The organism is Bradyrhizobium sp., from assembly GCF_035309285.1.
Lineage (GTDB): Bacteria > Pseudomonadota > Alphaproteobacteria > Rhizobiales > Xanthobacteraceae > Bradyrhizobium.
The window spans coordinates 1-26,973 of record NZ_DATGFH010000123.1 but is presented as its reverse complement, the minus strand read 5'-3'; the positions used below and the strand labels follow the sequence as shown (position 1 = coordinate 26,973).

Sequence of the window (26,973 nt, the reverse complement as noted above, 5' to 3'; positions counted from 1 at the left end):
CAGGTACAGGTAGCGGCGATCGGTGGTGCCGAAGTGCTTCTTGACCGAGATCAGCTTCTGCTGGGCGATGAAGCCATGCCAGCAGCCCAGCGACTGGGTGTACTTGGTGGGGTCGCCGTCATAGGCGGCCATGTCGGCCCGCATCAGCGCCGCGGTGTAGCGGGCGACGTCGAGGCCGGTCTTGAAGCGGTTCTGCAGGCGCATGCGCGCGACGGCCTCGGCCGTCACCCCGTTCCAGGTCGGTTTGGTCTCAAGGAGCGCCTCAGCAGCTGCAACCTCGCTCAGATAGGAAGCCGGTCCCTGGATCGCCCGGTCACTGATGCCGCGTGGCTGGTAGTTCATGTACGTGATCCTTTCGGTGACGACAATTCTGCAGCGTTTGCCTTCGCCACTCTTGTCTCTCGTCGACATTCTTGACAGTGCATTGCAAAATGCGTGGCAGGAGCTAAACGCCAGTCGGATTAATTAGTACAGGCGCCTTGCGCTCGATTGATGATGTCATGTAACATATGAACTTGTCATAGATGTCGATTTGTCATTTTTGTCACAAAATGGGTCAACGAGACTGCCATGCCCTCGGACACCGGAAAGAAGCTGTTTGTCGGCCCGCGCTTCCGGCGCATCCGCCAGCAACTCGGCCTGTCGCAGACCCAGATCGCCGAGGGGCTCGGGATTTCGCCGAGCTATATCAACCTGATCGAGCGCAACCAGCGCCCGGTCACCGCGCAGATCCTGCTCCGCCTCGCGGAGGCCTATGACCTCGACCTGCGCGATCTCGCCACCGCCGACGAGGACCGCTTCTTCGCCGAGCTGAACGAGATCTTCTCCGATCCCCTGTTCCGCCAGATCGACCTGCCGAAGCAGGAGCTGCGCGACCTCGCCGAGCTCTGCCCCGGCGTCACCCATGCGCTGCAGCGGCTCTATGCCGCCTACACCGAGGCGAGACAGGGCGAGACGCTGGCGGCGGCGCAGATGGCCGACCGCGACGAAGCCTCGCGCTTCGAAGCCAATCCGATCGAGCGCGTGCGCGAATTGATCGAGGCCAACCGCAATTATTTCGCCGAGCTCGAGCAGGCCGCCGAGCAATTGCGCGACGAATTGAACGTGCCGGCCGAGAGCCTCGATGCCGCGCTCGTCACGCGCTTGCGCGAGAAGCATTCGGTCGTCACCCGCGTCATGCCGGTCGATGTGATGCGGGAAACCTTGCGCCGCTTCGACCGCCATCGCCGCCAGCTCCTGATCTCCGAACTCGTGGACGCGCCGAGCCGCACCTTCCAGCTCGCCTTCCAGGTGGCGCTCGCCGAATGCGGCAGCACGCTGGAGACCCTCATCGGCCGCGCCGGCAAGCTCGACGACGCGCCGCGGCGGCTGTACCGCATCACGCTCGCGAACTATTTTGCGGCCTGTGTGATGATGCCCTACCAGGCCTTCCATGCGGCGGCGGAAGCGCTGAGCTACGACGTGCATGTGCTGGCGCAGCGCTTTGGCGCCGGCTTCGAGCAGGTCTGTCACCGCCTCACCACCCTGCAGCGACCCAACGCGCGCGGCATTCCCTTCTTCATGCTCCGCGTCGACAATGCCGGCAACGTCTCCAAGCGCTTCTCCTCCGGCACTTTCCCCTTCTCCAAGTTCGGCGGCACCTGCCCGCTCTGGAACGTGCATTCGACCTTCGACACGCCGGACCGGCTCCTGAAGCAGGTGATCGAGCTGCCCGACGGCACGCGCTATTTCTCGATCGCGCAGGTGGTGCGCAGGCCCGTTGCGCCGCATCCGCTGGTCGAGCCGCGCTTTGCGATCGGGCTTGGCTGCGAAATCCGCCACGCCGCAAGGCTCATCTATGCGACCGGCATGGATCTGGAGAAGGCCGAAGGCACGCCGATCGGCGTCAACTGCCGGCTCTGCGAACGCGAGAATTGCAGCCAGCGTGCCGAGCCGCCGATCACGCGGACGCTGATCCTGGATGAGAACACGCGGCGGGTATCGTCGTTCGCGTTTTCGAATGCGCGAGAGCTGTGAGCGACCTCAACTCTCCCTTGGAGGCGCATTTTCACGTCATTTGTCTCGCCGCATTTGCGTCCATCACGCGGCCAAATCGCGCCGGGGAACTCTCCTCTTCGCACAACCGCCATCAGATTCTCGCGATGGAGTCGCTGTGATATGGTGGAACGAATCAGGAGGTTTTGCGATGGCCGACAGCAACAGCAGGATTGCCTGGCACCGGGTGCAGCTCAAGAAGAACCGCGCAGCGCTGAAGAAGCTCGAGATCGCCCGCTTCACCACCGGCCATGACAGGATCGGCGAGACGCAGAAAGCGATCGACGAACTCTCACGCAAGCTTGCGGAGTCCGAGAAATGCATCTCGGCCTATGAGCAGCAGACCCGCCGTCCGCTCGGCACCGACTTTCGCAGCCTCACCAATGTAAGCTGGGGCCACTGGAACGCCCACACCAACGGGCAGCGCTAGGCGCGGCTACATGCCGTGGCTTTCGTAGACCTTCTTGCAGGTTCGACTGAGCCGCGTACGGTGCTGCTGCAGGCACGACTGAACCGCGTCGTCGTTGCCGAGATCCTTCCGGCAAAAGCGCTGAGCGTCGCGCGTGCAGGCCCGCTGCTCCTGCGGCGTGCCAGCATGTTGCGCCAGCGCGATCGGTGCGTTGGCAAGAAGAAGCGTTAAGGCAAGAGAGAGCCTGATCATGGCGCACCTCACACGTCAGCAGTTCCACGAGGGAAACCCGGAAAACTCGCGGCTGGGGTGAATGTTCCACTGGCGCGTTGTCATCCCGCGAACGTGTTTCAGTTTCCTTCCGGCAAAATCACGCGCGTGGCGTGATCTGCAATTCCAAGAGCGCCATGCGCTGCAGGACCACGGGATCACGCTCGCCTTGTTGCGCTGTGCGCAGGATGGATTCTGCGAGCAGGTTGACCTGGGTCGATGAGACCGGATGCGGCAGCGACGCCACCGATGCATCGAGCGCTTCCGTCATCGCCTCCACGATCTCGGGCACGAACGTAGCTTCCGGAAAATCCTTCATCGCATCACCAATGAATGGGCGCCAGTGAGCCCTGCAGACGATGCAGTTGCCCCTGGCTGAATTGATTTGAGATTTCTGGATTGTCGGGAAAACGCCGCACTACCCCGCTGGTTCCGAGGCAGCGGCGAAGATCGGTTCACGACGGCGCGACGTTGATCTGCCCAATCCCTCGATACCGCCGCTTGAATAACCGCAGCGCTGGTGTGCTGATGTTCTGTTCTGCCGCTAAGGCTAGTGGCGGTTGCGCCTCGCGGCGCGTGGCGCTGTAATTTGGCCGCTATGGGCTCGAGGTCACGCCAATCCGCCTTTCAGGGCCGGTTGATCGGCGCGAAAATCCGCGCGCAGTCGGCGCGTGAGGCGGCGGCCAGGGCCGTTCGCGAGGCCGATCGTGCGGAAGCCGAGGCCTGGTCGATCCGCATGGAAGGCTATGGCGGGCCGGCGCAACCATCGCCGACCATCGGCCAATGCCTCAATGGCGGGCTTGGCTTCCTCGAGGTCGAATGCAACCGCTGCAAGACGCGCGCGAGTATTCCGCTGGAGACCATCCGCCGCCCGCGCAATACGCCGCTATGGAAGCTCGAGGCCTCGCTGAAATGCCGCGCCTGCCACAAGGGCCGGCACGCTCCGCCCGTGCACATGATCAAGCTGACTGCGCGGCGCGAAATCACGCCATATCTGTGGGTGCATCCACGGGAAGAGGACCGGTGAGCGCAGTCCTGATGCAGCCGCCTCACGTCAGAAACTTGACCCCAAACGTCTTGTCATGACGCCAGACCACTTCACAGCGCTGGCGCCTGCTGTGGGTCGCGACCAGTGCGAGCGCGAAGTGATCGCCGACATCCATGTCGGCGTCGGCGATGATCCTGGCGCCGCCGGGCGCGACGTCGATCACGGAGCACTCAAGCTCCTTCGTTCCACGATCGAGCATGATGTGGGCCGTCCGGCCGTTCATCTGCCGTCGCGGCTCGCGCTGCACTTTAGGCCGCTCTTGCACGGTCATGGTGGCTTTCCCTGTTGGACCGGCCAGCACATTAGCCGCACGCGCGTAAAGCCCGGCTTAGCGCATCGCCTCGAAGTTTAGCGATTAAAGCGGACATTTCTGAAGGGCATGCCCGCCAAGCCTCAACACCCGCCGACCAGGCTCCCCACGCCGGACCGCCCGCCGGTCGTGGGCAAGGTCGACGCACAGAACGTCGTGGTGCCCGACGCAGCGCCGCCAGCCGATCCCGTCTGTGGCGCGGTGTTCGCGCCCTGGGTCGTTGAACCGTTGGTCCCACCCGTGGATCGAGAGCTCTGCGTGCCGGCACCAGCGCTGCCTGCGGCTTCGGATGGCAGCGCCGGAGAGCCGCTGCCCTGCCCTGTCGCGGGGATCGTCTGCGTCGGCACGGCGAGCGGATCGGTCCCGCAGGAGGGTGACGTCGTGATGCCGCCAGTCGCATTGGGCGAGACGGAGCACGGCATGTCATGAAGGCTGAACAGGGGATTGGTTCCGGTCGTGCCGCCGGACGTTGCAGGCGAAGCCGGCGCATTGGAGGGACCGGCCGGCGAATTGCGCCCGCCTGGAACAGCCTGCGCGAGCGCCAGCGCGGATGCAGCGAGCATCAGTGTGGTCGACAGGATGAACAGCTTTCTCATGACATCCTCCGCTCGCGGAGACCTGCGCAGCGGCCTTTCGTCTCAACCACTTACCCGTAGCTGTTGTTCCTGCGCGGCCATGGCGGGCACAGGCCAGGTTCGCGTTCATCGTGAACAAGAACGCTGCTTTGGTTTCCTTTCGCGGCAGATTCGGTTATGCCGGAGCAGGTTTGGGCAGGGAACAGCCACCTCGATGCGAGTCTCTTCATCCGGAATTCGAACGGCGATCGCAGCGGTCGCCGGCATTGCAACGCTGACGTCGGCAGCCGTCGCGCAGCAACTGCTTCCCCCATTCGGGCGGCCGGCACCGATAGCAAGGCCGCTCACGCCGAAGCCGCCCGGCGTCGCGTCTACGCCCTCGATGCGTGCCGCATCCTGCCACAACGGCGCAAGTTTCGACCGCTTCCTCGCCGGGCTGAAACAGCAGGCGGCTGGGCAAGGCGTATCGCAGCGGACGCTTGCCGAGGCCTCGCCTTACCTTGTCTACGATCAGGGCATCGTCAACCGCGATCGTGGCCAGCGCGTGTTCGGCCAGATCTTTATCGAATTCGCCGGCCGCATGGCGGCGAATTTCCGCATGCAGAACGGGCAGCAGCATATCAGGACCTACGCGGCGGCGTTCGCGCGCGCCGAGAAGGAGTATGGCGTGCCGCCGGCGGTGATCGCCGCGTTCTGGGGGCTGGAGAGCGATTTTGGCGCCAACATGGGCAAGCTGCCGACGCTGCGCTCGCTGGTGTCGCTCGCCTATGATTGCCGCCGCAGCGAGCGCTTCCAGAACGAGACGATCGCGGCATTGAAGGTGATCGACCGCGGCGATCTCACACCAGGCGAGATGATCGGCTCCTGGGCCGGCGAGCTCGGGCAGACGCAATTTCTGCCGACGCATTATTTCACCTACGCGGTTGACTACGACGGTGACGGCCGCCGCGATCTTCTGCACAGCGCGCCGGACGTGATCGGCTCGACTGCAAACTATATCGCGACCGGACTGAAATGGCGGCGCGGCGAGCCGTGGCTGGAAGAAGTGCGCGCGCCGGCGAATTTTCCCTGGGACCAGGCCGACCTCACCATTCAATTGCCGCGCGCAAAATTCGCGCAGCTAGGGGTGACCTATGCCAACGGACGGCCGCTGCCGAACGATAATTTGCCGGCGTCGCTGCTGTTGCCGATGGGCCGGATGGGCCCGGCCTTTCTGGTCTACGCGAATTTTTCGGCCTACACCCAATGGAATAACTCGCTGATCTATTCGACCACTGCGGCCTATCTCGCCACCCGCATCGCAGGCGCGCCGCCGATGCGCAGGCCCGCCGTGCCCGTGGCGCAGCTTCCGTTCAACGAGATCAAGGAGCTGCAACAGCTTCTGGTGCGCGCGGGCTTCGATGTCGGCAAGGTCGACGGCGTGCTTGGGCAGCAGAGCCGAAGCGCAATCAAGGCGATGCAGATCAAATATGGCCTGCCGGCGGATTCCTGGCCGACGGCCGAACTGCTCGCCAGGATGCGCGGCGTGCCGCGCGCGCAGGCGGAGCCGGCCACGTTGCGCGCGACGCGGTAGCTCTTTTCTTCTCCCTCTCCTCTCCCCGCATCCGCCTGCGCCAGAAGGCGGGCTTCGGCGGACAAGAGCGGGGCAAGGTGAAAATTGCGGTACGACCGAATGCTGTTCGCTCACAGCCGCAGTTGCTTTTTCTCCGCCGCGACCCCATCTCGAGCGATGCTTCTAGTCCCACCTGAACAAGAGCATCACATGTCCTTTTACGACGCCACCATCCCTGCCTATCTGCAAATCCTCAATGCGCTGTCCGGCCTGCTCAGCAAGGCGGAAGCCCATTGCAAGGCGAAAAACATCGAGCCCGGCGTGCTGCTCGGCGCGCGGCTTTATCCGGACATGCTGCCGCTGACCAAGCAGATCCAGCTCGCCTGCGATTTCGCCGGCAAGAGTTGTGCCCGGCTCGCGCAAGCCGCGGTGCCGTCGACGCCCGATACCGAGACCAGCTTTGGTGAACTGCAGCAGCGGCTTGCCAAAACCATCGATTATCTGAAGACCTTCAAGCCTGCGCAGCTTGACGGCGGCGAGACAAAAGAAGTGTCGTTCCCGGCTGGCCCCAACACAACGATGACGCTGACGGGGCAGCAATTTCTCAATCGCTTCTCGTTTCCGAATTTTTATTTTCATGCGGCGACCGCGCATGGAATTTTGCGCCACAATGGCGTCGAGATCGGCAAGCGCGATTTTCTGGGCGTGGCCTAACTCTCTCCCCTCGTCATTCCGGGCTCGTCGCCTCGCGGCGCCTCGGAATGACGAGGCCGCGCTCTTCACCCCTGCGTGTCACGAATGGCTGTCACCTTGCGCCCGCCGCCGCAATGCACAATTGTAGGCCATCTGCCATCCTTTCCGGACGTCCAATGAGCACCACAAAACTCTTCGAGCCCTACAAGCTTGGCCCGATCACGCTGCCCAACCGCCTGGTGATGGCGCCGCTCACGCGTAACCGCGCGATGCCGCCCGGCATGGTGCCGAGCCCGCTTGCGGTCGAATACTACAGCCAGCGCGCTTCCGCCGGACTTCTGATCACGGAGGCCACGCAGGTGTCGCAGCAGGGTCAGGGTTACCAGGATACGCCCGGCATCTATTCGAAGGAGCAGGTTGAAGGCTGGCGCAAGGTCACCGACCGCGTGCATGAGCGCGGCGGGCGGATCTTCCTGCAGCTCTGGCATGTTGGCCGCGTCTCGCATACCTCGCTGCAGCCGGGCGGCGGCAAGCCGGTGGCGCCAAGTGCGATCCGCGCCAAGGGCAAGACTTTTGTGAACGGGCAGTTCATCGACATCTCCGAGCCGCGCGCCCTCGAGCTCTCGGAAATTCCCGGCATCATCGACAACTTCAAGCGGGGTGCGGCGAATGCGCTCGCGGCCGGCTTCGACGGCGTCGAGGTTCACGGCGCCAACGGCTATCTGCTCGACCAGTTCGCGAAAGACGGCACCAACAAGCGCACCGACGCCTATGGCGGATCAATCGAGAACCGCGCGAGGCTGATGCTGGACGTCTCCAAGGCGGTTGCTGCCGAAGCCGGCGCCGCGCGCACCGGCATCCGCATCTCGCCGGTGACGCCATCGAACGACGTGTCCGACTCCAATCCGCAGCCGCTGTTCGATCATATCGTCGACGGCCTCGAGGCGCTGAAGCTCGTCTATATCCACGTCATCGAAGGCGCGACCGGCGGCCCGCGCGACAATGCGCCGTTCGACTATGCCTCGTTGCGCAAGCGTTTCACGCGCGCCTATATCGCCAACAACGGCTACGACTTCGAGCTCGCCAACAAGCAGCTCGCGGCGAACGCCGCCGACCTGATTGCGTTCGGCAAGCCCTTCATCTCCAACCCCGACCTCGTCGAGCGGCTGAAGAAGGGCGCGCCGCTGAATGCGTGGGACAAGGCGACGTTCTACGGCGGCGGCGCCAAGGGCTATACGGACTATCCGTCGCTCGAGCAGGCAGAGGCCGCGGAGTAGTTGCCTCGAAGACTGTCATGCCCCGCTTCAAGCGGGGCATCCAGTATTCCAGAGGCGTCCCGGCATAAGCTCTGAGGTCTCAGGAAAGCTGGATCGCCCGGTCGAGCCGGGCGATGACCGCAGGTGGTTGCGCTTCACCGCTGATGCGTCTCTAATGCCACCATGACGGCTTCGTCCGACCGACCTGATACTTCCCCCGAGAACCAGCGGCGCGCCGAGCAGATCAACGCGGCGCTTGCGGCGTTGCGCGAAGGTCGCATCGAGCAAGCAGGGACGCTGGCTAGCGCGCTGATCAACGACGCACCGGATGACCCTGCAGCCCATCAGCTCGTTGCAACGGTCGCCTGGCAGCGCGGTGACCACGACAAGACGCTCCGCTGGGCGCGATCGTGCCTCGCGCTCAAGGCGAGACACGCGCCGGCTCTGCTTCTCGCGGGCCGCGCGGCAAGAGCCGCAGGCGATCTCCCTCACGCCCTGCAATTCTTCCGCGAGGCCGCGCAATGCGCTCCTGAAAGAGCCGACGCAGCTTTCATGACGTGTATTGCGCTTCTGGAGCTCGGCGACCCGGAAGCAAACGACGCCTTACAGGATCTGTTGCGCCGCTTTCCCGGCCATGCCGAAGGATGGCACGAAATCGGCATGGCGCTGCACAAGGCCGGCAAGTTCGAGGCGGCGCTGGTCGCTTTCACGCGCGCCGCGGAGGTGGTTCAAAATCCCCGCCACGAAATCGCCCGCGCCGCGAGCTTGCGGGAGCTGGGTCGGCTTGGCGAGGCCGTCGATGTCCTGCGCAAGGCCGGATCGCGATCGCCCGGCAACGCCGAAATCGCATTGCAGCTCGCGCTCTGCCTCCACAAGCTGGGCGAGCTTGCGGCCGCGCGAGCGGAGCTCGAGCGCATCCTTGCGTCAAACATCGCAAGTGCAAATCTCTGGTTTGCTTATGGGCTGATCTGCCAGGATTCGCATGATACCGCGACCGCAATCGCAGCCTATCGCCGCGCCCTGAGCTTGTCTCCCGAGCTCGCAGAAGCCCATGTCAACCTCGGCATCTGCCTGCAGCAGACTGGTGACCTCGCCGCTGCCAAAGCCATGTTCGGTCGCGCGATGCGGCTTCGCCCCGATACATTCGGCCGCATCGCCCAGGCCCTTCCTGCTTCCCCGCGCGGCGAATTGTGGCTCGACCCCGAACGGCTCAGGCAGTCACTCGTCACTTGAGCGCCCCCTCCTCGCGCGGAATTTTCGCCGATAGACGCCTCGTCGGTTGAGGAGCAGAGCGGCAGTCTCGTCATAGCGGCGCGCCGCACCAGCCGAAAACGCTTCACAGTTGAGCTCCAGCGCGGTTCGCGCGACCGGAAAGCATTGCGCGACGGGCGTGCCGCGCGGCAATACACCTTCGAAACCGGGGTCGGTCCAGACCGCCGGAAACAACACGCCGACATCGGAGAAACGATCGCAATCGACAAGTCCGCTCAGCAACCGAAACGGAAGATCGGCGCGGTTGACGGGATGAGTCGCAAACAGCGAGTAGCCGGGCTCGAGCTCGATGGTCCAGAAGCTGTTGAATTTCACGATGGACGTTGCCGCGTCGTGAAACGGCGTCGCAGTCACTTGCGCAGGGACGTGGAAGCTGATCGGCGAGCGTGGGTGCGCTTCGGCCGAGAGCTGCGGCAAATCCCAATCCCACGACAGCACGCCGTCGCGCACGGTGACATCGCAGGGAAGCGGGATAATAAAGCCGAAGGCCATCGCATCGACGAAGGGCGGACAATGCTTGACCGTACGGACGTCCTCGCCGTGCACGGCAGACCAGGCGGTGCCGGGCATGTTTCTGAGCCAGTCGGGCAAGGCTTGGCGCGCGGGAATTGGCCGCGCCAGCTTGTCTACCAATGCCGGATCGCAACGAAACGTCACCCGCATGAGGCCACTCGCTTGCCGCTCATTTCGAGCTTCATGAGTTCGGATACAAGCCCAGGTTGAAAGCGATCGATATGCGCAAGGCATTGCCGGTGTAGGGGCGCACCGCGTGCAACAGGAACGACGGAAACAGGAACAACAGCCCGGCACGCGGCCGAATTGTCTGCGCGCTTCCCGCGGAGCGGCCATCCTCGCCGGCAAACTTCAAGAGCGGCGCATGCATCATCGGTGCCGGGCCACGCGGATCGAACATTTCGAACTCGCCGCCGAGCGAGGCGTCATCGGCGCAACCGCCGTCGGCGACATAATAGGTGCCGGACCAGAATGAACCCGGATGATAGTGGCATGCGTTCGAGCCGCCCGGTCCAAGGACGTTGGCCCAGGCTTCGACTTTCCAGTCTGGCTTGATCGGGTTGCCATTGCGGTCCGCGGTCAACTGTGTCGCGACAGAGCGGCCGACGCTCAACACCTGCTGAATGCCCGTGCCACCCCACTCCACGATGTCGCGCGTCGAATGCCAGCCGCCAATGCTCGACGCACCGATCGATGGCTGCTCGGCGCGGCGCCGCAGGATGATTTCGGTCAATTCCGCGTTGCGCTCCTCGGCGCCCGGCAACATCACTGCGGCTACCGGCGTAGCAAACAACCCCTTTACTTCGACTTCGGTGCCGGACATGCCCGGAGATCTTCGAACCGTTTGCTTTCGTTAAAGAAAAAGGGGTGGGACCCCCGAAGGAGCTTCCCACCCCATGCATCAGGCGTCAACGGGCTTAGGTTTTCTTGTGCGGAACTTCCGCCTTCCAGCTCTTGATGAGCTCGTCGTAGTCCTGCGTGATGCCTTGCGGCTTCTCGTTGGCGAGCTTGCGTTGCGGAGCGACGTTGCCGTCCTTCTCGGCCTTGGCGAACCAGTACTCCGCGGTCTTCTCTGGATTGAGCTTCGGCCCGAGCTTGCCCTGCACGCCGGACTTCTCCAGGCGAGCCAGGATGTCATCCTGCGCCTTGGCCAGACCGTCCATGGCCTGCTGAGCCGTTGCTTCACCCGAGATCGCCCGCGAGACGTTCTGCCACCAGACCTGCGCCAGCTTGCCGTATTCCGGCACGTTGACGCCGGTCGGCGTCCACAACTTGCGCGCCGGGCTGCGGTAGAACTCGACGAAACCGCCAACCTTCGGTGCAAGCGCCGTCATCGCGTCCGCCCAGATGTCGCTCTCGCGGATCACGTGCAGGAACTTGACCGACTTCTTCAGGGTGACCGTCTTCGACACGCAGAACTGCGCGTAGAGCCATCCTGCCTTCACCTTCTCGGGCTTGGCATATTTCAGGAACGTCCAGCAGCCGACGTCCTGATAGCCGAGCTTCATGCCGTCCTTCCAGTAAGACCCGTGCGGGCTCGGTGCCATGCGCCATTTCGGCGTGCCGTCCGAGTTCATCACCGGCAGCTCGGGCTTGGAGAGCGCCGCCGTGAATGCGCTGTACCAGAAGATCTGCTGGGCGATATGCCCTTGCCCCGGGACCGCGCCGGCCTCGAGGAAGTCCATTCCCGCAGCCTCCGGCGGCGCATATTTCTTGAGCCACTCGACGAACTTGGTGAGTGCATATACGGCGGCCGGTCCGTTGGCGTCGCCGCCACGCGTGATCGAGGAGCCGCGTGGAATGCCGTCCTCCATGCGGATGCCCCACTCGTCGACCGGCTTGCCGTTCGGCAGGCCCTTGTCGCCGTTGCCGGCCATCGACAGCCACGCGTCGGTGAATCGCCAGCCGAGCGACGGATCCTTCTTGCCATAATCCATGTGGCCGTAGACCCGCTGGCCGTCGATTTCCTTCACCGTGTTGGTGAAGAAGTCGGCGATGTCTTCATAGGCGGACCAATTGACGGGGACACCGAGCTCGTAGCCGAACTTGTTCTTGAATGCGGTCTTGAGCTCGGGGCGCTTGAACCAGTCGTACCGGAACCAGTAGAGGTTGGCGAACTGCTGGTCCGGCAACTGATATAGCTTGCCATCGGTGAATGTCGCGAACGACAGCCCGATGAAGTCGTTGAGGTCGAGATTCGGATTGGTGATCTCCTTGCCTTCTCCCGCCATGAAGTCGGTCAACGAGCCACCGACGACGTCGTTATAGCGAGGATGGGTGCCGATGAAGTCCGAGTCATTCATCCAGAAGTCGTAGATCGGCTTTCCGGATTGGATCTCCGTCGAGATCTTGTCGACGATCAGGCCTTCGTCCATCATCTCGTGGTTGACCTGAATGCCGGTAATCTCGGCAAATGCCTTGGTCAGCGTCTTCGACTCGTACTCGTGAATGCCGAGAATCTCCGAAGCTGTGCTGACCTGCATGCCCTTGAAAGGTGCCGATGCCTTGATGAACCATTCCATCTCGGCCATCTGCTGATCCTTGGTCAGCGTCGACGGCTGGAACTCGTTGTCGATCCACTTCTTGGCGGCATCGACCTGTTGCGCATAGCTCACGGTCGGTGTGAGCAGTGCTGGCGCACCGACCGCGGCTGCCGCCGCGGCCGTGCCCATACCCTTCAGAACGTCACGACGTTTGATATCCATCTTCCCTTTCCTCCCCTGGTTGACCCCGCACACAACGCGCGAGGCAGTTACAGTCACGCAAAACGAAACATGGCGACCGCGAACGGAATACAGATCGCGAGCGCGTACCAAAGCTCTCCGCCGTCAAGTCGCATCCACAGAATGAAAATGAAGGCGGAGCCGAGCAACGAGACGAAGAAGCGGTCGCCTCGCGTCGTTGGAAATCCGAGAATGCCCTTGCGCGGCTTCTCCGGCCGGTAGATCGCGAGCAGGGTCAGGATGACGAGCGACAGCGCGATGAAGGCAAAGAAGATCGCTGTCTGGTATGTCCAGGCCATCCACGCGAATGACGACATGCCTGCCTCCTACACGCGCCCGAGGGCGAAGCCCTTGGCTATGTGATTGCGCACGAACCAGATGACGAGGGCTCCCGGAATCATGGTCAGCACGCCTGCGGCTGCGAGCAGCGACCAATCCATTCCGGACGCCGAATAGGTGCGGGACATGACCGCGGCGAACGGCAACGCATCGGTCGCGGTCAGCGTCGTGGCGAGCAGCTGCTCGACCCACGAGAACATGAAGCAGAAGAAAGCCGTGACGCCGACGCCGTTGGCGACGAGCGGCAGGAAGATGCGCACGAAGAAACGAGGGAACGAATAACCGTCGATCGCGGCGGTCTCATCGATTTCGCGCGGCACGCCGCTCATGAACCCTTCGAGAATCCAGACCGCGAGCGGCACGTTGAACAGGCAATGCGCGAGCGCAACGGCCCACACCGTGTCGAACAGGCCGACCGCGTAATAGAGATTGAAGAACGGCAACGCGAATACGGCGGTAGGCGCCATCAGATTGGTGAGCAGCCAGAAGAACAGGTGCTTGTCGCCGATGAAGCGATACCGGCTGAACGCGTAAGCCGCCGGCAACGCTACGGTTACCGAGATCACCGTGTTGATCGCGACGTAGGTCAGCGACACCAGGAATCCGTGCACCCAGGTCGGGTCGTGAAGAATGAAGAAATATTTGACCAGCGACGGATTCCGCGGCCAGATGGCGAGACCCGACATGATGTCTTCGTTGCTTCGCAGGCTCATATTGATGAGCCAGTAGATCGGCAGCATCAGACAGATGAGATAGAACACGAGGCCGATCTTCGGGAGAATGCCGCGATTCATCTCAGGCCTCCTTCAACAGATCGAGTTGGCTCATCGCGGTGAAGAAGACCCAGCACAGCGCGATCGTGATGAGGTAGTAGACCAGCGACATCGCGGCGGCGCTGCCAAGATCGACCTGTCCCAGCGCGATCTTGACCAGGTCGATCGACAGGAACGTCGTCGCGTTGCCCGGGCCCCCGCCGGTCACGACGAAAGGCTCGGTGTAGATCATGAAGCTCTGCATGAAACGCAGCAGGATCGCGAGAACAAGCACGCGCTGCAGCTTCGGCAATTCGATGTTGAGAAAGACCGACCAGCGGCTGGCGGCATCAATGCGGGCCGCCTGATAAAACGCGTCGGGAATCGCGCGCAATCCGGCGTAGCTCAAGAGAATGACGAGCGGTGTCCAGTGCCAGACGTCGATCAAGAGGATGGTGAACCATGCCGACACCGGATCCTGCGTATCGTTGTAATGCAGACCCAAGCCCGTCAGCGCGGCGCCGAACAGACCGATGTCGGCCCGCGCAAAAATCTGCCACATGGTTCCGACGACGTTCCATGGAATCAGCATCGGAAGCGCAATCAGCACCAGACTTGGACCGACCGCCCAGCCGCGCCGCGGCAGCGCGAGCGAAAGCGCGATGCCGAGCGGCACCTCGATCAGCAAAACGACGAGCGAGAAGATCAGATTCCGTTCGAGCGCGCCCGCGAAGCGGCTGCCGATTTCGGTTGCCGGATTGAGAAGGTCGCGGAACCACGCATCGCCGTTCCAAAAGAAATGATTCTCCGCCATCGCGTCCTGAACCGAATAGTTGACGACGGTCATCATCGGCAGCAGGGCCGAGAACAGCACGACGATCATGACGGGCGCGACCAGCAGCCAGGCACGGTTGTTGAAGGTTTTCCTCATCACGCCTTCCCCTCGACCAGGATGCTGTCGGCATAGACGTGAACGTGGGCCGGATCGAAGATCAGGCCTGCGGTGTCTCCGGGCACGGAAAAGCCGGGCGGTACGCGCGCGGCGAATTTGGCATCGCCGACGCGGACTCGGGCAAAGCGGATGCGGCCGAGATCGTCGATGCGTTCGATCGTGGCCGACAACAAGCCCGATGCGGGCGCGGCGATATCGACGAATTCGGGACGCACGCCGATCTCGACCTTCGCGCCCTTCGGCAGCACGCCGTAATTGCGGTGCAGTCCGATGACGTGGCCGTCGATGCGCGCCTCGCGGCCGTCGACCTCGGCCGACACGATGTTCATGCCGGGCGAGCCGATGAAATAGCCGACGAAGGTGTGAGCCGGCTTCTCGAACAATTCGGCCGGCGTGCCGCTCTGCACCACGCGGCCGTCATGCATGACCACCACCGTATCGGCGAAGGTCAACGCCTCGGTCTGGTCGTGCGTCACATAGATCATGGTGAGATCGAGCTCGCGGTGCAGCGCTTTCAGCTTCGAACGCAACTGCCACTTCAATTCGGGGTCGATCACCGTCAACGGCTCGTCGAACAGGACGGCGGCGACGTCGGAACGCACGAGCCCGCGGCCGAGCGAGATCTTCTGCTTGGCATCCGCGGTGAGCCTCGTGGCCTTGCGATTGACATCGGGCGTGAGATCGAGGAGCTGCGCGATCTGGGCGACACGCTTGTCGATCTCGGCCTTCGGCACACCACGATTTTTCAATGGGAATGCCAGATTCTGCCCGACCGTCATGGTGTCGTAGATCACCGGGAACTGGAACACTTGCGCGATGTTGCGCTTCTGTGTCGACAGCGGCGTGACATCGGTGCCGTCGAACGCGATTTTCCCGCGCGTCGGCGTGATGATGCCGGAGATGAGATTGAGCAGCGTGGTCTTGCCGCAGCCCGACGGACCGAGCAGCGCATAGGCGCCGCCCTGCCGCCAGGTCATGGTCACGGGTTTCAGCGCGAAGCTTTCGGCCGGGGCGTGTGCGCCACCGTAGGAGTGCGCGAGATCGACGAGGTCAATGCGGGCCATATTGCATCTCCCTCAATTGGCGCCGGGAGATGCGACGAGCCGCCCGGCCGCATCGAAGACGAAGACATTATCGGGATCGAGCACGGCATCGAGCTGCCGACCGGGCTCATATTCATGCACGCCATGCAGCACCGCGACCCAATTCACGGAGTCGCGATGCAAATGGACAAAGCTCTCCGAGCCCGTGATCTCGGTGACCGTCACGGTTGCCGGAAACGCGTGGCGCCCGGTCTGCCCATTGGCGATCTCGAGCTGATGGGCGCGGAAGCCGACGCGATAGGCGCCGTCGCCGAGCTTGGCGTAAAGCCCGGTGGAAGGCGCCGTGATGCCGCCGGCATATTCCACCGCGCCGTTCTTCTTCTCGATCGCGACCAGATTGAGCGGCGGATCGGAGAACACCTGCGCGACGCGAAGCGTATCGGGATGGCGATAGACTTTTGTGGTCTCGCCGGCCTGCAGCGCCTGGCCCTCCCACATGCAAACGGTATTGCCGCCGAGCAGCAGAGCCTCGGTCGGTTCGGTCGTGGCATAGACGAAGATCGCCCCCGAGGCCTCGAAAATGCGCGGCAGCTCGGCGCGCAGCTCCTCGCGGAGCTTGTAGTCGAGATTGGCGAGCGGCTCGTCGAGCAGCACGAGATCGGCGCCCTTCACCAGCGCGCGCGCAATCGCGGTGCGCTGCTGCTGGCCGCCGGAAAGCTGCAGCGGCGTGCGCTTCAGGAACGGCTCGAGCCGCAGCAGTTTCGCCGCTTCCGCGACGCGCCGCTCGATCTCGGCCTTGGGCTTGCCCTGCACCCGCAAGGGCGAAGCGATATTCTCGTAGACGGTCAGCGAGGGGTAGTTGATGAACTGCTGATAGACCATCGCAACCGAGCGCTTGCGCACGTCGATGCCGGTGACATCCTTGCCATCGACCAGCACGCGACCGGTGGTCGGCTTGTCGAGGCCGGCCAGGAGCCGCATGATCGAGGTCTTGCCCGACAGCGTCGGGCCCAGCAGCACGCTCAGCGTGCCCTTTTCCAGCGTCAGCGACACGTCGCGGATGGTTTCCATGCCATCGACGACGCGTGTGACATGATCGAGTGTGACGCTCATGTTCGTCCTCCTGCTTCGAGCAAGGGACTTACATGCGGATTGCGATGCGCCGCAATCCAGCCGTCGAGGGCGGCGATCTCCTCCTTGGACATCCGCAGGCCCAGTTTGGAGCGCCGCCAGACGATGTCTTCGGCATTGACGGCCCATTCGGACGTCATCAGGTAGTTCACTTCGGCCGCCGTCAGCGTGGCGCCGAAGGATTCGCCGAGATCGGCCAACGTCTTGGCGGTGCCGAGCAGTTTTGACGCGCGGGTGCCATAGGCATGCGCGAGCCGGCTCGCGTGCTCCAGTGACAGGAACGGGTAGTTGCGCTGCAGCTCCGCAGTCAGCGCCGGCAGTGCAGAGACGTCGAGATCGCCGCCCGGCAGCGGCGATTTGCCGGTCCAGCCCTCGCGCGCCTTGGTGCTCTGCAGATAGGGCGACAGCCGTTCCAGCGCCTCCTCGGCAAGCCGGCGATAGGTGGTAATCTTGCCGCCATAGATCGAGAGCATCGGCGCGCCGCCGGGCGTATCGAGCTCGAACACGTAATCGCGGGTCGCAGCCTTGGCTTCGCTGGCGCCATCGTCATAGAGCGGACGCACGCCGGCATAAGTCCAGACCACATCGTCCGGCGTCACCGGCTTGGCCAGGTATTCGCCGACAGAACTGCAGAGATACGCGATCTCCTCGTCCGTCGCCCTCACCTCGGCGGGATCGCCGTGATAGTCGCGATCAGTGGTACCGATCAGAGTGAAATCATCCTGGTAGGGAATGACGAACACGATACGGCCGTCGGCATTCTGGAACATGTAGGCGCGGTCGTGCTCGTAGAGCTTCTTCACCACGATGTGCGAGCCCTGCACCAGCCGCACTTTGGCGCGCGCATTCACCCCCGCGCCCGAGTTCAACACCTGCTCGACCCATGGCCCGCCGGCATTGACCAGCACGCGGGCGCGGATCATCGAGCGCTGCTTCGTCATGGTGTTTTCGACGTTGAGCTGCCAGATGCCGTCGCTCTGGCGAATTTCGGTGGCGCGGGTGCGCGTACGAATCTCGGCGCCGCGGTCGGCGGCGTCGCGCGCGTTCAGTGCAACGAGGCGCGCATCGTCGACAAAGCAGTCGGAATACTCGAACCCCTTGGTGTAGCGGCCTGGAATCAGCGGACGGCCGACCACATCATGAGCGAGATCGACCGAGCGCGTCGCCGGAAGCAAATGGCGCCCTCCGATATGGTCATAGAGGAAGAGGCCGAGCCTGAGCAGCCAGGTCGGGCGCAGGCCGGCATGGTGCGGCAGCACGAATCGAAGCGGGCGGATGATGTGAGGCGCTATCTGCCAGAGGATTTCGCGCTCGATCAGCGCCTCGCGCACGAGACGAAACTCGTAATATTCGAGATAGCGCAAGCCGCCATGCACGAGTTTGGTCGACCAGGATGAGGTCCCGCTCGCCAAATCATTCATTTCACATAGGAAAACGGAATTCCCGCGCCCGGCGGCATCGCGCGCGATACCGCAGCCATTGACGCCTCCCCCGATAATCGCGAGGTCGAAAATCCGATCCAAAGAACGCTTCCCCAACGCGCCGCCTTCACTTCGGCGATTTCGCTTTCGCTTTTGACTAAACCACAAACAAAAACGAAAGCAAACGAAAATGAAACTGTTGGGGCAGATTTATTCGGTGTCGGTGCAGCCAGGACACGGCGCGGCGGGTGCGCGCCCTCTCCCGCTACGGGGGATGGTTGGGGTGAGGGTGCCGCCGCGAGCCGGATTGTTCGTGTGGAGAGGATTTCCCCACCCGCAAGCGGGAGAGATGCAAGGACTACGCGGAAATGGATCTACGCCCGCCGGATCGGAATCGGCGCGTTGGCGCCTTCGCCGGCATCGGCCTCATCGACGTCGGCGGCCGGCTTCGGCATCGCCTCGATCACCTGGATGCCACGCGAATGACAGATGTTGGCGATGCCCGCCGGCAGCGCGGAGTCGGTGACGAAGGTGTTGATCTGGCTCATATGCGCGATGCGCACCGGCGCAGAGCGGGTGAACTTGGTGGAATCGGCAACCAGCATGACGCTCCGGGCATTGGCAATGATCGCCTGCGCCACCTGCACCTCGCGATAGTCGAAGTCGAGAAGCGCGCCCTCTTCATCGATCGCGGACACGCCGATGATGGCGTAATCGACCTTGAACTGACCGATGAGCTGGGTTGCGGTCGAGCCGACCACGGCGCCGTCGGCCCGGCGCACCGCGCCGCCGGCAACCACGACCTCGATGCGCGGATAGCGGTAAAGCAGCATCGCGACATTGAGGTTGTTGGTGATGACGAGCAGGTCCTCGTGCGAGATCAGCGCCGCGGCGACCTCTTCCGTCGTGGTGCCGATATTGATGAAGAGCGAGCAGCCGTTCGGGATCAGGGCAGCAGCCGCTGCGCCGATCGCCTTCTTCTCGTCGGCTGCGACGAAGCGGCGCGCCTCATAGGCGAGATTTTCCACGCCCGAGGCGATCATCGCCCCGCCATGGATGCGGGTCAGCGCGCGCTGCTCGCAGAGATCGTTGAGGTCCTTGCGGATGGTCTGCGCGGACACCTCGAAACGCCGCGCGAGATCCTCCACCAGCACCCGGCCCGAGGCGCGGGCGATAGTGAGGATTTCGGTCTGGCGATGCGAGAGTCCGGCCACAGCTAGCGCCCCTTTGGAACACACCAAAAATAGCGGCGGTTCGCGGGTGCGGTCAACGCAGGAGTTTCGCGAGATGAAACCAATCCGGCAGGAGAGTTAAAGCGCTAGGCGCCCGCATCGCTATTGGCGAGTTGCACCGCAGCGCGCTGGGCGTCGACGACATGGCGGAACAGGCGGCCATCGAGGCGGAAAAACGGTTGCGCCGCGGCGAAGAAGCGGTAGCCCAAGGCATCGCGCACCACGATGCCCGCAGCGCGCGAGGAAACTTCGATGATGTAGGAATCTGACATTGCCCGGTCTCAATTCAAGCCCGGACAAACAACGGAGGGGGTGCCGGTTCGTTCCTCACACGGATGCGTGAAGGGTGCGACGAATTGGCGGCATGGAAAGCTGTCATCACCCGCGAAAAGCGGGTGATCCAGTATTCCCGAGGCGGCAGTGATGAAGCCGAGAAGTCGCAGGGTACTGGATACCCCGCTTTTGCGGGGTATGACAGCGGAGTGAATAAACTAGGACCGAGCGAAGCCATCAAGTCGTCAGCAGACTGCGGTCCTGTCTGATTGCCTCCGGGCGGCCATTGTCGTCGATCGAGACATAGGTGAAATTGCCATCGGTGACGAGGATCGCCTGCGTTTCCTTGCGCCGCGTCACCCATGCCTCGAGATGCACCGTGATCGAGGTCCGGCCGATGCGCACGAGCGTGCCGTAGACGGAGACGAGATCGCCGACAAAGACGGGCTTTCTGAAATTCATCGCGTCGATCGCAACCGTCACGTTGCGCGTCTTGGTGACTTTGGCCGCGAACACGCCACCGGAGATATCCATCTGGCTGAGCAGCCAGCCGCCGAAGATGTCGCCGTTCTGGTTGGTATCGGCCGGCATCGCGAGCGTGCGGGTGCAGAGCTGGCCCTGCGGCTCGGCCTCGGTCACGGGCGGCGCGTGCACATGGGTATCGGTCATTATTTGAAAGTCTCCCAGCCGGCGTCGGGCGTGAAGCGACCGCCAAATTTTTCCGCGAGCCGGCGGAGCGTCGAGACAACATCGTCCGCGCCGCGCGTGCGCGCATAATTGAGCGGCCCGCCGCGGAACGGCGCATAGCCGGTGCCGAAAATCATTGCGCCATCGACGACGTCGGCGTTGTCGACGATGCCTTCGCGCAGGCACGCGACGCAAACGTTCGACATCGGCAGCACCAGGCGGTCGATCATCTCGTCGGTGACGCGGGGACCGGTTTCGGGCAGCGGGCCCTTCTCCGCCCTGCCGTCCTTCCAGGTGTAGAAGCCCTTGCCGCTCTTGCGGCCGAGCTCTCCTTTGGCGACTTTCTCGCGCAACCATGCGGGCGTCGGCGGCAGCAGATCTCCGAATTTCGAGCGAAGCATGTCGCCGACATCGAGGCAGATATCGAGGCCAACCTGGTCGGCGAGCTCGATCGGCCCCATCGGCATGCCGAATTTCTCCGCGGCCGCGTCGATCAGGCGCTGGTCGATCCGCTCGTCAAGCATCACCATGGCTTCCAGCATGTACGGCGTCAGCGCCCGATTGACTACAAAGCCGGGCGAGCTCTTCACCGGCAGCGGCAGCCGATCGATGGCGCCGACAAACGCCATCGCCTCTTTCAGGAGCGCCGGGTCATTGCCATCATGGCTGACGACCTCGACGAGCTGCAGCCGCGACACCGGATTGAAGAAGTGCAGGCCCAAAAGCCGCTCGGGCCGCTGCAAAGTGGTGCGCAAATCCTGCAGCGGAATGCTGGACGTGTTGGTCGCCAGGATTGCGCTTTCCTTCATCTTCGGCTCGAGGCCGGCATAGACCTTCTGCTTCAGCTCCAGCTTCTCCGGCACCGCCTCTATGATGAGATCGGCGTTGCGAACGCCCTCGCCACTCATATCGGGCGCAAGGCGGTCGAGCGCGTCGCGGACTTCCGTGGGCTTACGAATGATCTTGCCGAAGAGATCGGCGGCGCGCTTGATCGCGCCCGCGATCGGCTCCGGCTTCATGTCGGCAAGCGTAACGCGCATTCCTTCGTGCGCGCACCAGGCTGCGATGTCACCGCCCATTGCGCCGGCGCCGATGACATGGACGTGCTCGACCTTGTTGCCGGAGCCGGCGAGCTTTTTCATCTCATCGCGCAGGAAGAAGACGCGGATCAGGTTTTGCGCGGTCGGCGTCACCATCAGATGCGCGAACGAGGTCTTTTCGTTCGAGAGCATCGCGACCTTGTCGCCGCCGTGCTTCTCCCAGAGATCGATCAGGCCATAGGGCGCCGGATAATGCTCTGCCGGAGCGCTCTTGGCCGCCTCGCGGCGCATGCGCGAGGCGAGGAAGCCACGCGCGGGGGCGGAATTGAGCATCGTGTTGAGCACGCCCGGCCGCGACCGCTTGAGCCGGCCGAACACCGCGTCCTTCACGGCGTTCTTGACATGCCGCTCCTGCGCGATGGCATCGACGAGGCCGAGCGCCTTGGCGCGGCGTGCATCGATAGTGCGGCCGGTGAGCATCAAGGTCATCGCCTGCACGGGACTGACCTGCCGCGTGAAGCGCGCAGTGCCGCCAAGCCCCGGATGCAGGCCCAGCATCACCTCAGGGAAGCCGAAGCGCGCGCCATCAATTGCGATCCGCGACTGACAGGCGAGCGCGACCTCGAGCCCGCCGCCGAGGCAAAAGCCGTGGATCACGGCGACGTCGGGGACGCGCAATGCTTCGAGGCGATCGATGATCGCGTGCGCGCGGGATATCGCCGTCTCGACCACGCTCGCGTCGCTCGCGCCGCGGAATTCATTGACATCGGCGCCGGCGATGAAGCCGGATTTCTTCGCCGAGCGGATCACGAGACCGGCCGGGCGCTGGCTCTCCAATTCGCCCAAGACCTTGTCGAACTCTTCCATCACGTCGGACGAAAGCGTGTTGGTGCTCGCGCCTCCGCGGTCGAACAGAAGCCAGGCGATGCCGTCGGCATCGCGCGTCAGTTTGAAATGACGATAGGGGCTCGTCACATCCGGCTTGGGTCCGAGCGCGAGGGTGCGGTCATCGAGTACGTCCAGGACCTTCGATTCCATGGTCACACCGCCTCGATCAGCATCGCGCCGCCCTGCCCGCCACCGATGCATTCGGTGGCGATGCCGCGTCGCGTGCCGAGCCGCTTCATCGCGTTGATCAGGTGCAGCACGATGCGGTTGCCCGACGTGCCGACGGGATGGCCGAGTGAGATCGCGCCGCCATCGACATTGAGCTTGGCCTGGTCGATCCGGCCCGCGGCGCCGTCGAGACCCAGAATCTCCTTGCAGAAGGTCTCATCGTTCCAGGCGGCGAGGCAGCCGAGCACCTGCGTGGCGAAGGCCTCGTTCAATTCCCAGGTCTCGATATCGGCGAGTGAAAGTTCGTTGCGCTTCAGAAGCGCGGTCGCCGACAGCACCGGGCCAAGCCCCATGATCGAGGGATCGAGCGCCGCCCACTGGCTATCGAGGATGACGGCCTTCGGTGTCAGCTTGTGCTCGGCGACTGCCTCCTCGGATGCGAGGATCACCCAGGACGCGCCGTCGGTGATCTGCGAGGAATTGCCGGCGGTGACCTGGCCCCATGGCCGCTCGAACACAGGCCGCAATTTCGCAAGCGTCTCGGGCGTGGAATCCGGGCGCACGCCGTCGTCATGGTCGTAGAATTTGCCGTCGCGGGCAAACGCCGTCTCGACCTCGCCTTTCAAGAAACCTTCGCGCTGCGCCTTGGCAAGGCGCTGATGGCTTTCGGCCGCATAGGCATCCGACTGCTCGCGGGTGATGCCGAAGAGGTGGCCGACGACTTCGGCGGTCTGGCCCATGTTCAGCTCGGTGATGGGATCGGTCAGGCCCCGCTCGAGCCCGATGATCGGCTTGAAATATCTCGGGCGCGCTTTGAGCAGCGCCATGATCTTGGCGCCGATGCCCTTGGCGCCGGCGAGGCCGGCAAACCAGCGCACGCCCTGCGCCGGCCAGACCAGCGGCGCATAACTCAAAGCCTCCGCGCCGCCGGCGAGGATCAGGTTGGCGACGCCCTCGCGGATGTAGCGGTAGCCGGTGTCGATCGACTGCATGCCGGAGCCGCAATTGATCTGCACGGTGAAGGCGACCATGGCCTCGCCCATGCCGAGCCGCAGCGCCGCAACACGCGCCGGGTTCATTTCGTCGGCGATGACGTTGACGCCGCCGAGGATGACCTGGTCGAAGGCGGCGGGCGCAAAGGGCTGCCGCGCGAGCAGCGGCCGGCCGCATTGGACGGCGAGGTCGACAGGGGTGAACGGCCCTGGGCCGGAGCGCGCTTTCAGGAACGGCGTCCGACTGCCGTCAATGACAAAGACTGGTCGCGCCATCAGCTCGCCGCCCTCTGCTCACCCAGTTCCTGGAAGAACTGATGCACATCGGCGGACTTCTTGTAAATCGGCGACAGCGCCTCGGGCGCGAAATCGTCGACTTCGATCACCTTGGCGACTGCAGCATGCGCTTCCGCCAGCCGATCGGCCTCGGCCTCCGTGATGACGCCCTTGGTCACCGCCTCCTTCGGGTCATGCAGATGCGCGGCATGCATTTTCTTCGCGGCGTCCTCGCAGGACGTGACCAGCAGGAAGGCTTTCTCCAGCCGCGCCCGGCCGCCGTCGTCATCGACATGGGAGAGATCGGGCGTGAGCCGCTCGCGCGCCGCCGACGGCTCGAGGATGAGTTCGGCGCATTGATGCACCGCACGGTCGGAAGGCCCGACCACGCGCGCGCCAAAAGGCTGGACCACGAATTTCAGGATCCACGCGACAAAGCGGTTCGGCAGGTTCGCGAGGATTTCCGCCAGCCGGCTCTCGATGGTCTTGAAGCCGGACGCCATGCAATATTCGAGTGCGGCAAAATCCTCCGTCTGCCGGCCTTCGTCCTGCCAGCGCTTTGCTGCCGCCGAGAGCAGATAGAGCTCGGAGAGGATATCGCCGAAGCGCGCCGACAGCATCTCCTTGCGCTTCAAGGCGCCACCCAGCGTCAGCAGCGCCATGTCGGCGCAGAGCGCAAAGCTCGACGCATAGCGCGAGAGCTTGCGGTAGAAGCGCGTTGCGTCGCCGACCTCCGGCACTGATGTGAACGCGCCGAGCGTCCAGCTCCGGCCCCACGCGCGGAACAGCGTCGTGATGCTGTGGCCGACGTGGTTCCAGAATGCCTTGTCGAAGGCGTCCAGGCCCTTGTCGTGGTCGGTCTCGCGCAGCGCATTCATCTCCTCGAGCAAATAAGGATGGGCGCGGATCGCGCCCTGCCCGAACACGATGAGATTGCGGGTCAGGATATTGGCGCCCTCGACCGTGATGCCGACCGGCACCGCGCGATAGAGGTTGCCCATATAGTTCTGCGGCCCGTCGATCACGGCCTTGCCGCCATGAATATCCATGGCGTCGTCGATCGCGATCCGCATCCGCTCGGTCGCCTGCAGCTTCATGATGCCGGAGATGACCGCGGGATGATGGCCGGCATTGAGCGCGGCGCAAGTGAGCCGGCGCGCGGCGTCGAGCTGATAGGCCGTGCCGGCGATGCGCGCCAGCGGCTCCTCGATGCCCTCGAATTTGGAGATAGAGATGCCGAACTGCTCGCGGATGCGGGCATAGGCGCCGGTCACGCGTGCGGCATAGGCCGCACCAGCGGCGGAGAGCGACGGCAGCGAGATGCCGCGGCCGGCTGCGAGCGCCGTCATCAGCATCTTCCAGCCCTGGCCGAGGCGCTCTTGACCGCCAATGACGTAGTCGAGCGGGATGAAGACATCGCGACCCCAGTTCGGGCCATTCTGGAATACCTGCATCGACGGCAGATGGCGATGGCCGATCTCGACGCCGGGCAGGTGAGTCGGGATCAGGGCGACGGTGATGCCGAGCTCTTCCGTATTCCCCACGAGATGATCGGGATCGTAGGCCTTGAAGGCAAGCCCAAGCAGCGTTGCGACGGGACCGAGCGTGATGTAGCGCTTGTGCCAATTGAGCTTGAGGCCGAGCACCTCCTGGCCTTCGAAACTGCCCTTGCAGATGATGCCGTTATCGATCATCGAGGCGGCATCCGAGCCCGCCTCCGGGCTGGTCAGGCCGAAGCAGGGAATGTCGCGGCCGTCGGCGAGTCGTGGCAGCCAGCGCTCCTGCTGCTCCTTGGTACCGAAGCGCATCAGGAGCTCGCCGGGCCCGAGCGAGTTGGGCACCATCACGGTGACGGCGGCGGCGAGCGAGCGCGTAGAAATCTTGCGCACGACCTCGGAATGGGCATAGGGCGAGAAGCCGAGCCCGCTATGCTCCTTCGGGATGATCATGCCGAAGAATTTCTTGGCCTTGATGAAGTCCCAGGCTTCCTTGGGCAGGTCGCGCCATTCCCAATTGATCTTCCAGTCGTCGAGCATGGCGCAGAGCTCGTCGACCGGACCGTCGAGGAACGCCCTCTCCTCATCGGTCAGCGTTGCTTGCGGAAATGCCAGCAGCTTCGACCAGTCGGGGTTGCCGGTGAAGAGGTCGGCGTCCCACCAGACGTCGCCGGCTTCGAGTGCCTCGCGCTCGGTATCGGACATCGACGGCAGCACGCCGCGCGCCCATGAGAAGATCGGCTTGGTGATGAAGTCGCGGCGGAAGCTCATGGCGGTGCTCCTCATGAATCGGCGGCACGGGGCGGGTTGATCCTAGCGGAAAGTGCCGTACTTGGGTGAACACTTCGCTCCGAAAAATGGGAGAAATTGATGCCTGGGGGCAGCGACGGATAACGACGCGAGAGCGTGCCGGTTCCGGGAATGGATTGCGCCCGCATGCCTTGATACCTCCCCTTGCGGGCCGGGACGCATGGTTCAGTTTTCAACGAACAGATACAGATCGGCGTTCTCGCCGCACGTTGCGCGCGAGATTTTCCAAATCGCTTCACCCTCGGCAGTTGGAGGGCGCAGGGAATGCCGGGTGCGCGCTGCACCCGCGGTCTCGTGTGCAATGGCAAGAGAAGTGCGCACACGAGCATACAGGGCAGCGGAGAGCATCCGACATTCCCTGCGCAATGGCTTTACGACTTATAGCGCGCTCTCCCTTGGTGATCGGCTTTCTTGCCACCATCGTCCCCGAGAAGCTTGCTTCTCGAGAACTTGACGCCAGCACCGAGGCGTCAGGACCACGCGTCTTCGTCGTACGCGTCAGCACCCCTCGTCAAAGGCGCCTCTGCGTCCACCGCAACCCGCCCCTCGTTCGCGACGATGGCCAACGCCCCTCTTCTCGGGACGGGATGGCAATCAATATGCCTCCGCTTTTCCTTCTGTAAAAGCGAAATATTTTTACTTCCGGGACTTGACAATGACTTCGTAAAATACGAAGTGATGATTTGCCCGTCGAGGCTGGGCAAGAACTCGGCATTTCCGGCAATTGATGTACGATTCGGTTTATGACGAATCACACATTCAAGAGCGGCGAGAGCCGGGACCAGGTCTGCCTGCTTCCTGCGCGGATAGAAGACTAT

General features: G+C 63.5%; 28 protein-coding genes and 1 pseudogene. 7 read left to right on the top strand and 22 right to left on the bottom strand.

Going from position 1 to position 26,973, the window contains the following annotated elements:
- A pseudogene (locus VKR55_RS23495) lies at nucleotides 1–342 on the bottom strand (isocitrate lyase); the annotation flags it as partial.
- Between the two features lie 228 nt (nucleotides 343–570).
- Here VKR55_RS23495 and VKR55_RS23490 point away from each other — a divergent pair.
- Together VKR55_RS23490 and VKR55_RS23485 are read left to right on the top strand one after the other, a co-directional pair.
- A complete protein-coding gene (locus VKR55_RS23490; RefSeq protein ID WP_324407064.1) occupies nucleotides 571–2,016 on the top strand; it encodes a helix-turn-helix domain-containing protein in 1,446 nt (481 codons plus the stop codon).
- Nucleotides 2,017–2,185: 169 nt separating this feature from the next.
- Nucleotides 2,186–2,464: a hypothetical protein gene (locus VKR55_RS23485; protein ID WP_324407063.1), complete on the top strand. Its 279-nt coding sequence runs from the start codon at nucleotides 2,186–2,188 to the stop codon at nucleotides 2,462–2,464.
- Between the two features lie 6 nt (nucleotides 2,465–2,470).
- On the opposite strand, the gene VKR55_RS23480 is transcribed toward VKR55_RS23485, so the two are convergent.
- Nucleotides 2,471–2,695: a hypothetical protein gene (locus tag VKR55_RS23480; protein ID WP_324407062.1), complete on the bottom strand. Its 225-nt coding sequence runs from the start codon at nucleotides 2,693–2,695 to the stop codon at nucleotides 2,471–2,473.
- A gap of 118 nt (nucleotides 2,696–2,813) precedes the next feature.
- On the bottom strand, nucleotides 2,814–3,032 hold the full coding sequence (locus VKR55_RS23475; RefSeq protein ID WP_324407061.1) for a hypothetical protein: 219 nt from the start codon (nucleotides 3,030–3,032) through the stop codon (nucleotides 2,814–2,816).
- A gap of 279 nt (nucleotides 3,033–3,311) precedes the next feature.
- On the opposite strand from VKR55_RS23475, the gene VKR55_RS23470 reads away from it, so the two are divergent.
- Nucleotides 3,312–3,740, top strand: a complete 429-nt coding sequence (locus VKR55_RS23470; RefSeq protein ID WP_324407059.1) for a hypothetical protein — start codon at nucleotides 3,312–3,314, stop codon at nucleotides 3,738–3,740.
- A 22-nt stretch (nucleotides 3,741–3,762) separates the two neighbouring features.
- On the opposite strand, the gene VKR55_RS23465 is transcribed toward VKR55_RS23470, so the two are convergent.
- Nucleotides 3,763–4,032: a PilZ domain-containing protein gene (locus tag VKR55_RS23465; protein WP_324407057.1), complete on the bottom strand. Its 270-nt coding sequence runs from the start codon at nucleotides 4,030–4,032 to the stop codon at nucleotides 3,763–3,765.
- A gap of 122 nt (nucleotides 4,033–4,154) precedes the next feature.
- Nucleotides 4,155–4,667 (bottom strand): hypothetical protein, encoded by a 513-nt coding sequence (locus VKR55_RS23460; protein WP_324407055.1) that lies wholly within the window; start codon nucleotides 4,665–4,667, stop codon nucleotides 4,155–4,157.
- 193 nt (nucleotides 4,668–4,860) lie between these two features.
- Between VKR55_RS23460 and VKR55_RS23455 the strand changes: the two genes are divergently transcribed.
- The 4 genes from VKR55_RS23455 (at nucleotide 4,861) to VKR55_RS23440 (ending at nucleotide 9,380) form a co-directional block, all read left to right on the top strand.
- A complete protein-coding gene (locus VKR55_RS23455) occupies nucleotides 4,861–6,219 on the top strand; it encodes a lytic murein transglycosylase (protein ID WP_414642426.1) in 1,359 nt (452 codons plus the stop codon).
- 189 nt (nucleotides 6,220–6,408) lie between these two features.
- Complete coding sequence (locus VKR55_RS23450; RefSeq protein WP_324407053.1) at nucleotides 6,409–6,912, top strand: DUF1993 domain-containing protein; 504 nt, start codon at nucleotides 6,409–6,411, stop codon at nucleotides 6,910–6,912.
- A 155-nt stretch (nucleotides 6,913–7,067) separates the two neighbouring features.
- Entirely contained in the window at nucleotides 7,068–8,168 is a 1,101-nt protein-coding gene (locus tag VKR55_RS23445; protein ID WP_324407052.1) for an alkene reductase, read from the top strand.
- A 162-nt stretch (nucleotides 8,169–8,330) separates the two neighbouring features.
- Nucleotides 8,331–9,380 (top strand): tetratricopeptide repeat protein, encoded by a 1,050-nt coding sequence (locus VKR55_RS23440; protein WP_324407050.1) that lies wholly within the window; start codon nucleotides 8,331–8,333, stop codon nucleotides 9,378–9,380.
- Here VKR55_RS23440 and VKR55_RS23435 read toward each other — a convergent pair.
- The 17 genes from VKR55_RS23435 to VKR55_RS23355 form a co-directional block, all read right to left on the bottom strand.
- Nucleotides 9,366–10,082, bottom strand: coding sequence for a hypothetical protein (locus VKR55_RS23435; protein ID WP_324407049.1), 717 nt, complete (start codon nucleotides 10,080–10,082; stop codon nucleotides 9,366–9,368). The two genes, VKR55_RS23440 and VKR55_RS23435, sit on opposite strands and share 15 nt — an antisense overlap.
- A gap of 31 nt (nucleotides 10,083–10,113) precedes the next feature.
- The gene (locus tag VKR55_RS23430) at nucleotides 10,114–10,755 is read right to left on the bottom strand and encodes a TIGR02466 family protein (protein WP_324407048.1); all 642 of its coding nucleotides are present in this window, start codon (nucleotides 10,753–10,755) and stop codon (nucleotides 10,114–10,116) included.
- A 94-nt stretch (nucleotides 10,756–10,849) separates the two neighbouring features.
- On the bottom strand, nucleotides 10,850–12,637 hold the full coding sequence (locus tag VKR55_RS23425) for an ABC transporter substrate-binding protein (protein ID WP_414642425.1): 1,788 nt from the start codon (nucleotides 12,635–12,637) through the stop codon (nucleotides 10,850–10,852).
- A gap of 53 nt (nucleotides 12,638–12,690) precedes the next feature.
- A complete protein-coding gene (locus VKR55_RS23420; protein WP_324407046.1) occupies nucleotides 12,691–12,972 on the bottom strand; it encodes a DUF2160 domain-containing protein in 282 nt (93 codons plus the stop codon).
- Between the two features lie 9 nt (nucleotides 12,973–12,981).
- Nucleotides 12,982–13,788: a carbohydrate ABC transporter permease gene (locus VKR55_RS23415; protein ID WP_324407044.1), complete on the bottom strand. Its 807-nt coding sequence runs from the start codon at nucleotides 13,786–13,788 to the stop codon at nucleotides 12,982–12,984.
- A gap of 1 nt (nucleotide 13,789) precedes the next feature.
- The gene (locus tag VKR55_RS23410) at nucleotides 13,790–14,677 is read right to left on the bottom strand and encodes a carbohydrate ABC transporter permease (protein WP_324407042.1); all 888 of its coding nucleotides are present in this window, start codon (nucleotides 14,675–14,677) and stop codon (nucleotides 13,790–13,792) included.
- The gene (locus VKR55_RS23405) at nucleotides 14,677–15,762 is read right to left on the bottom strand and encodes an ABC transporter ATP-binding protein (protein ID WP_324407041.1); all 1,086 of its coding nucleotides are present in this window, start codon (nucleotides 15,760–15,762) and stop codon (nucleotides 14,677–14,679) included. Before VKR55_RS23405 ends, VKR55_RS23410 begins: the two co-directional genes overlap by 1 nt.
- Before the next feature lie 12 nt (nucleotides 15,763–15,774).
- Nucleotides 15,775–16,854 (bottom strand): ABC transporter ATP-binding protein, encoded by a 1,080-nt coding sequence (locus tag VKR55_RS23400; RefSeq protein WP_324407040.1) that lies wholly within the window; start codon nucleotides 16,852–16,854, stop codon nucleotides 15,775–15,777.
- Nucleotides 16,851–18,395, bottom strand: coding sequence for a glycerol-3-phosphate dehydrogenase (gene glpD, locus VKR55_RS23395; RefSeq protein ID WP_324407038.1), 1,545 nt, complete (start codon nucleotides 18,393–18,395; stop codon nucleotides 16,851–16,853). Before glpD ends, VKR55_RS23400 begins: the two co-directional genes overlap by 4 nt.
- 272 nt (nucleotides 18,396–18,667) lie before the next feature.
- Nucleotides 18,668–19,507, bottom strand: a complete 840-nt coding sequence (locus tag VKR55_RS23390) for a DeoR/GlpR family DNA-binding transcription regulator (protein ID WP_324407036.1) — start codon at nucleotides 19,505–19,507, stop codon at nucleotides 18,668–18,670.
- A gap of 104 nt (nucleotides 19,508–19,611) precedes the next feature.
- Entirely contained in the window at nucleotides 19,612–19,797 is a 186-nt protein-coding gene (locus tag VKR55_RS23385; protein ID WP_324407035.1) for a hypothetical protein, read from the bottom strand.
- Nucleotides 19,798–20,035: 238 nt separating this feature from the next.
- Entirely contained in the window at nucleotides 20,036–20,467 is a 432-nt protein-coding gene (locus VKR55_RS23380) for an acyl-CoA thioesterase (protein ID WP_324407034.1), read from the bottom strand.
- The gene (locus VKR55_RS23375; protein ID WP_324407032.1) at nucleotides 20,467–22,563 is read right to left on the bottom strand and encodes a 3-hydroxyacyl-CoA dehydrogenase NAD-binding domain-containing protein; all 2,097 of its coding nucleotides are present in this window, start codon (nucleotides 22,561–22,563) and stop codon (nucleotides 20,467–20,469) included. The genes VKR55_RS23380 and VKR55_RS23375 overlap by 1 nt, the downstream gene beginning before the upstream one ends.
- A gap of 2 nt (nucleotides 22,564–22,565) precedes the next feature.
- Entirely contained in the window at nucleotides 22,566–23,849 is a 1,284-nt protein-coding gene (locus tag VKR55_RS23370; RefSeq protein ID WP_324407030.1) for an acetyl-CoA C-acetyltransferase, read from the bottom strand.
- Nucleotides 23,849–26,116, bottom strand: coding sequence for an acyl-CoA dehydrogenase (locus tag VKR55_RS23365; protein ID WP_324407029.1), 2,268 nt, complete (start codon nucleotides 26,114–26,116; stop codon nucleotides 23,849–23,851). Before VKR55_RS23365 ends, VKR55_RS23370 begins: the two co-directional genes overlap by 1 nt.
- Nucleotides 26,117–26,320: 204 nt before the next feature.
- Entirely contained in the window at nucleotides 26,321–26,503 is a 183-nt protein-coding gene (locus VKR55_RS23360; protein WP_324407028.1) for a hypothetical protein, read from the bottom strand.
- Between the two features lie 122 nt (nucleotides 26,504–26,625).
- Nucleotides 26,626–26,973: hypothetical protein (locus VKR55_RS23355; RefSeq protein ID WP_324407026.1), on the bottom strand; the 348-nt coding region annotated here is incomplete at its 5' end.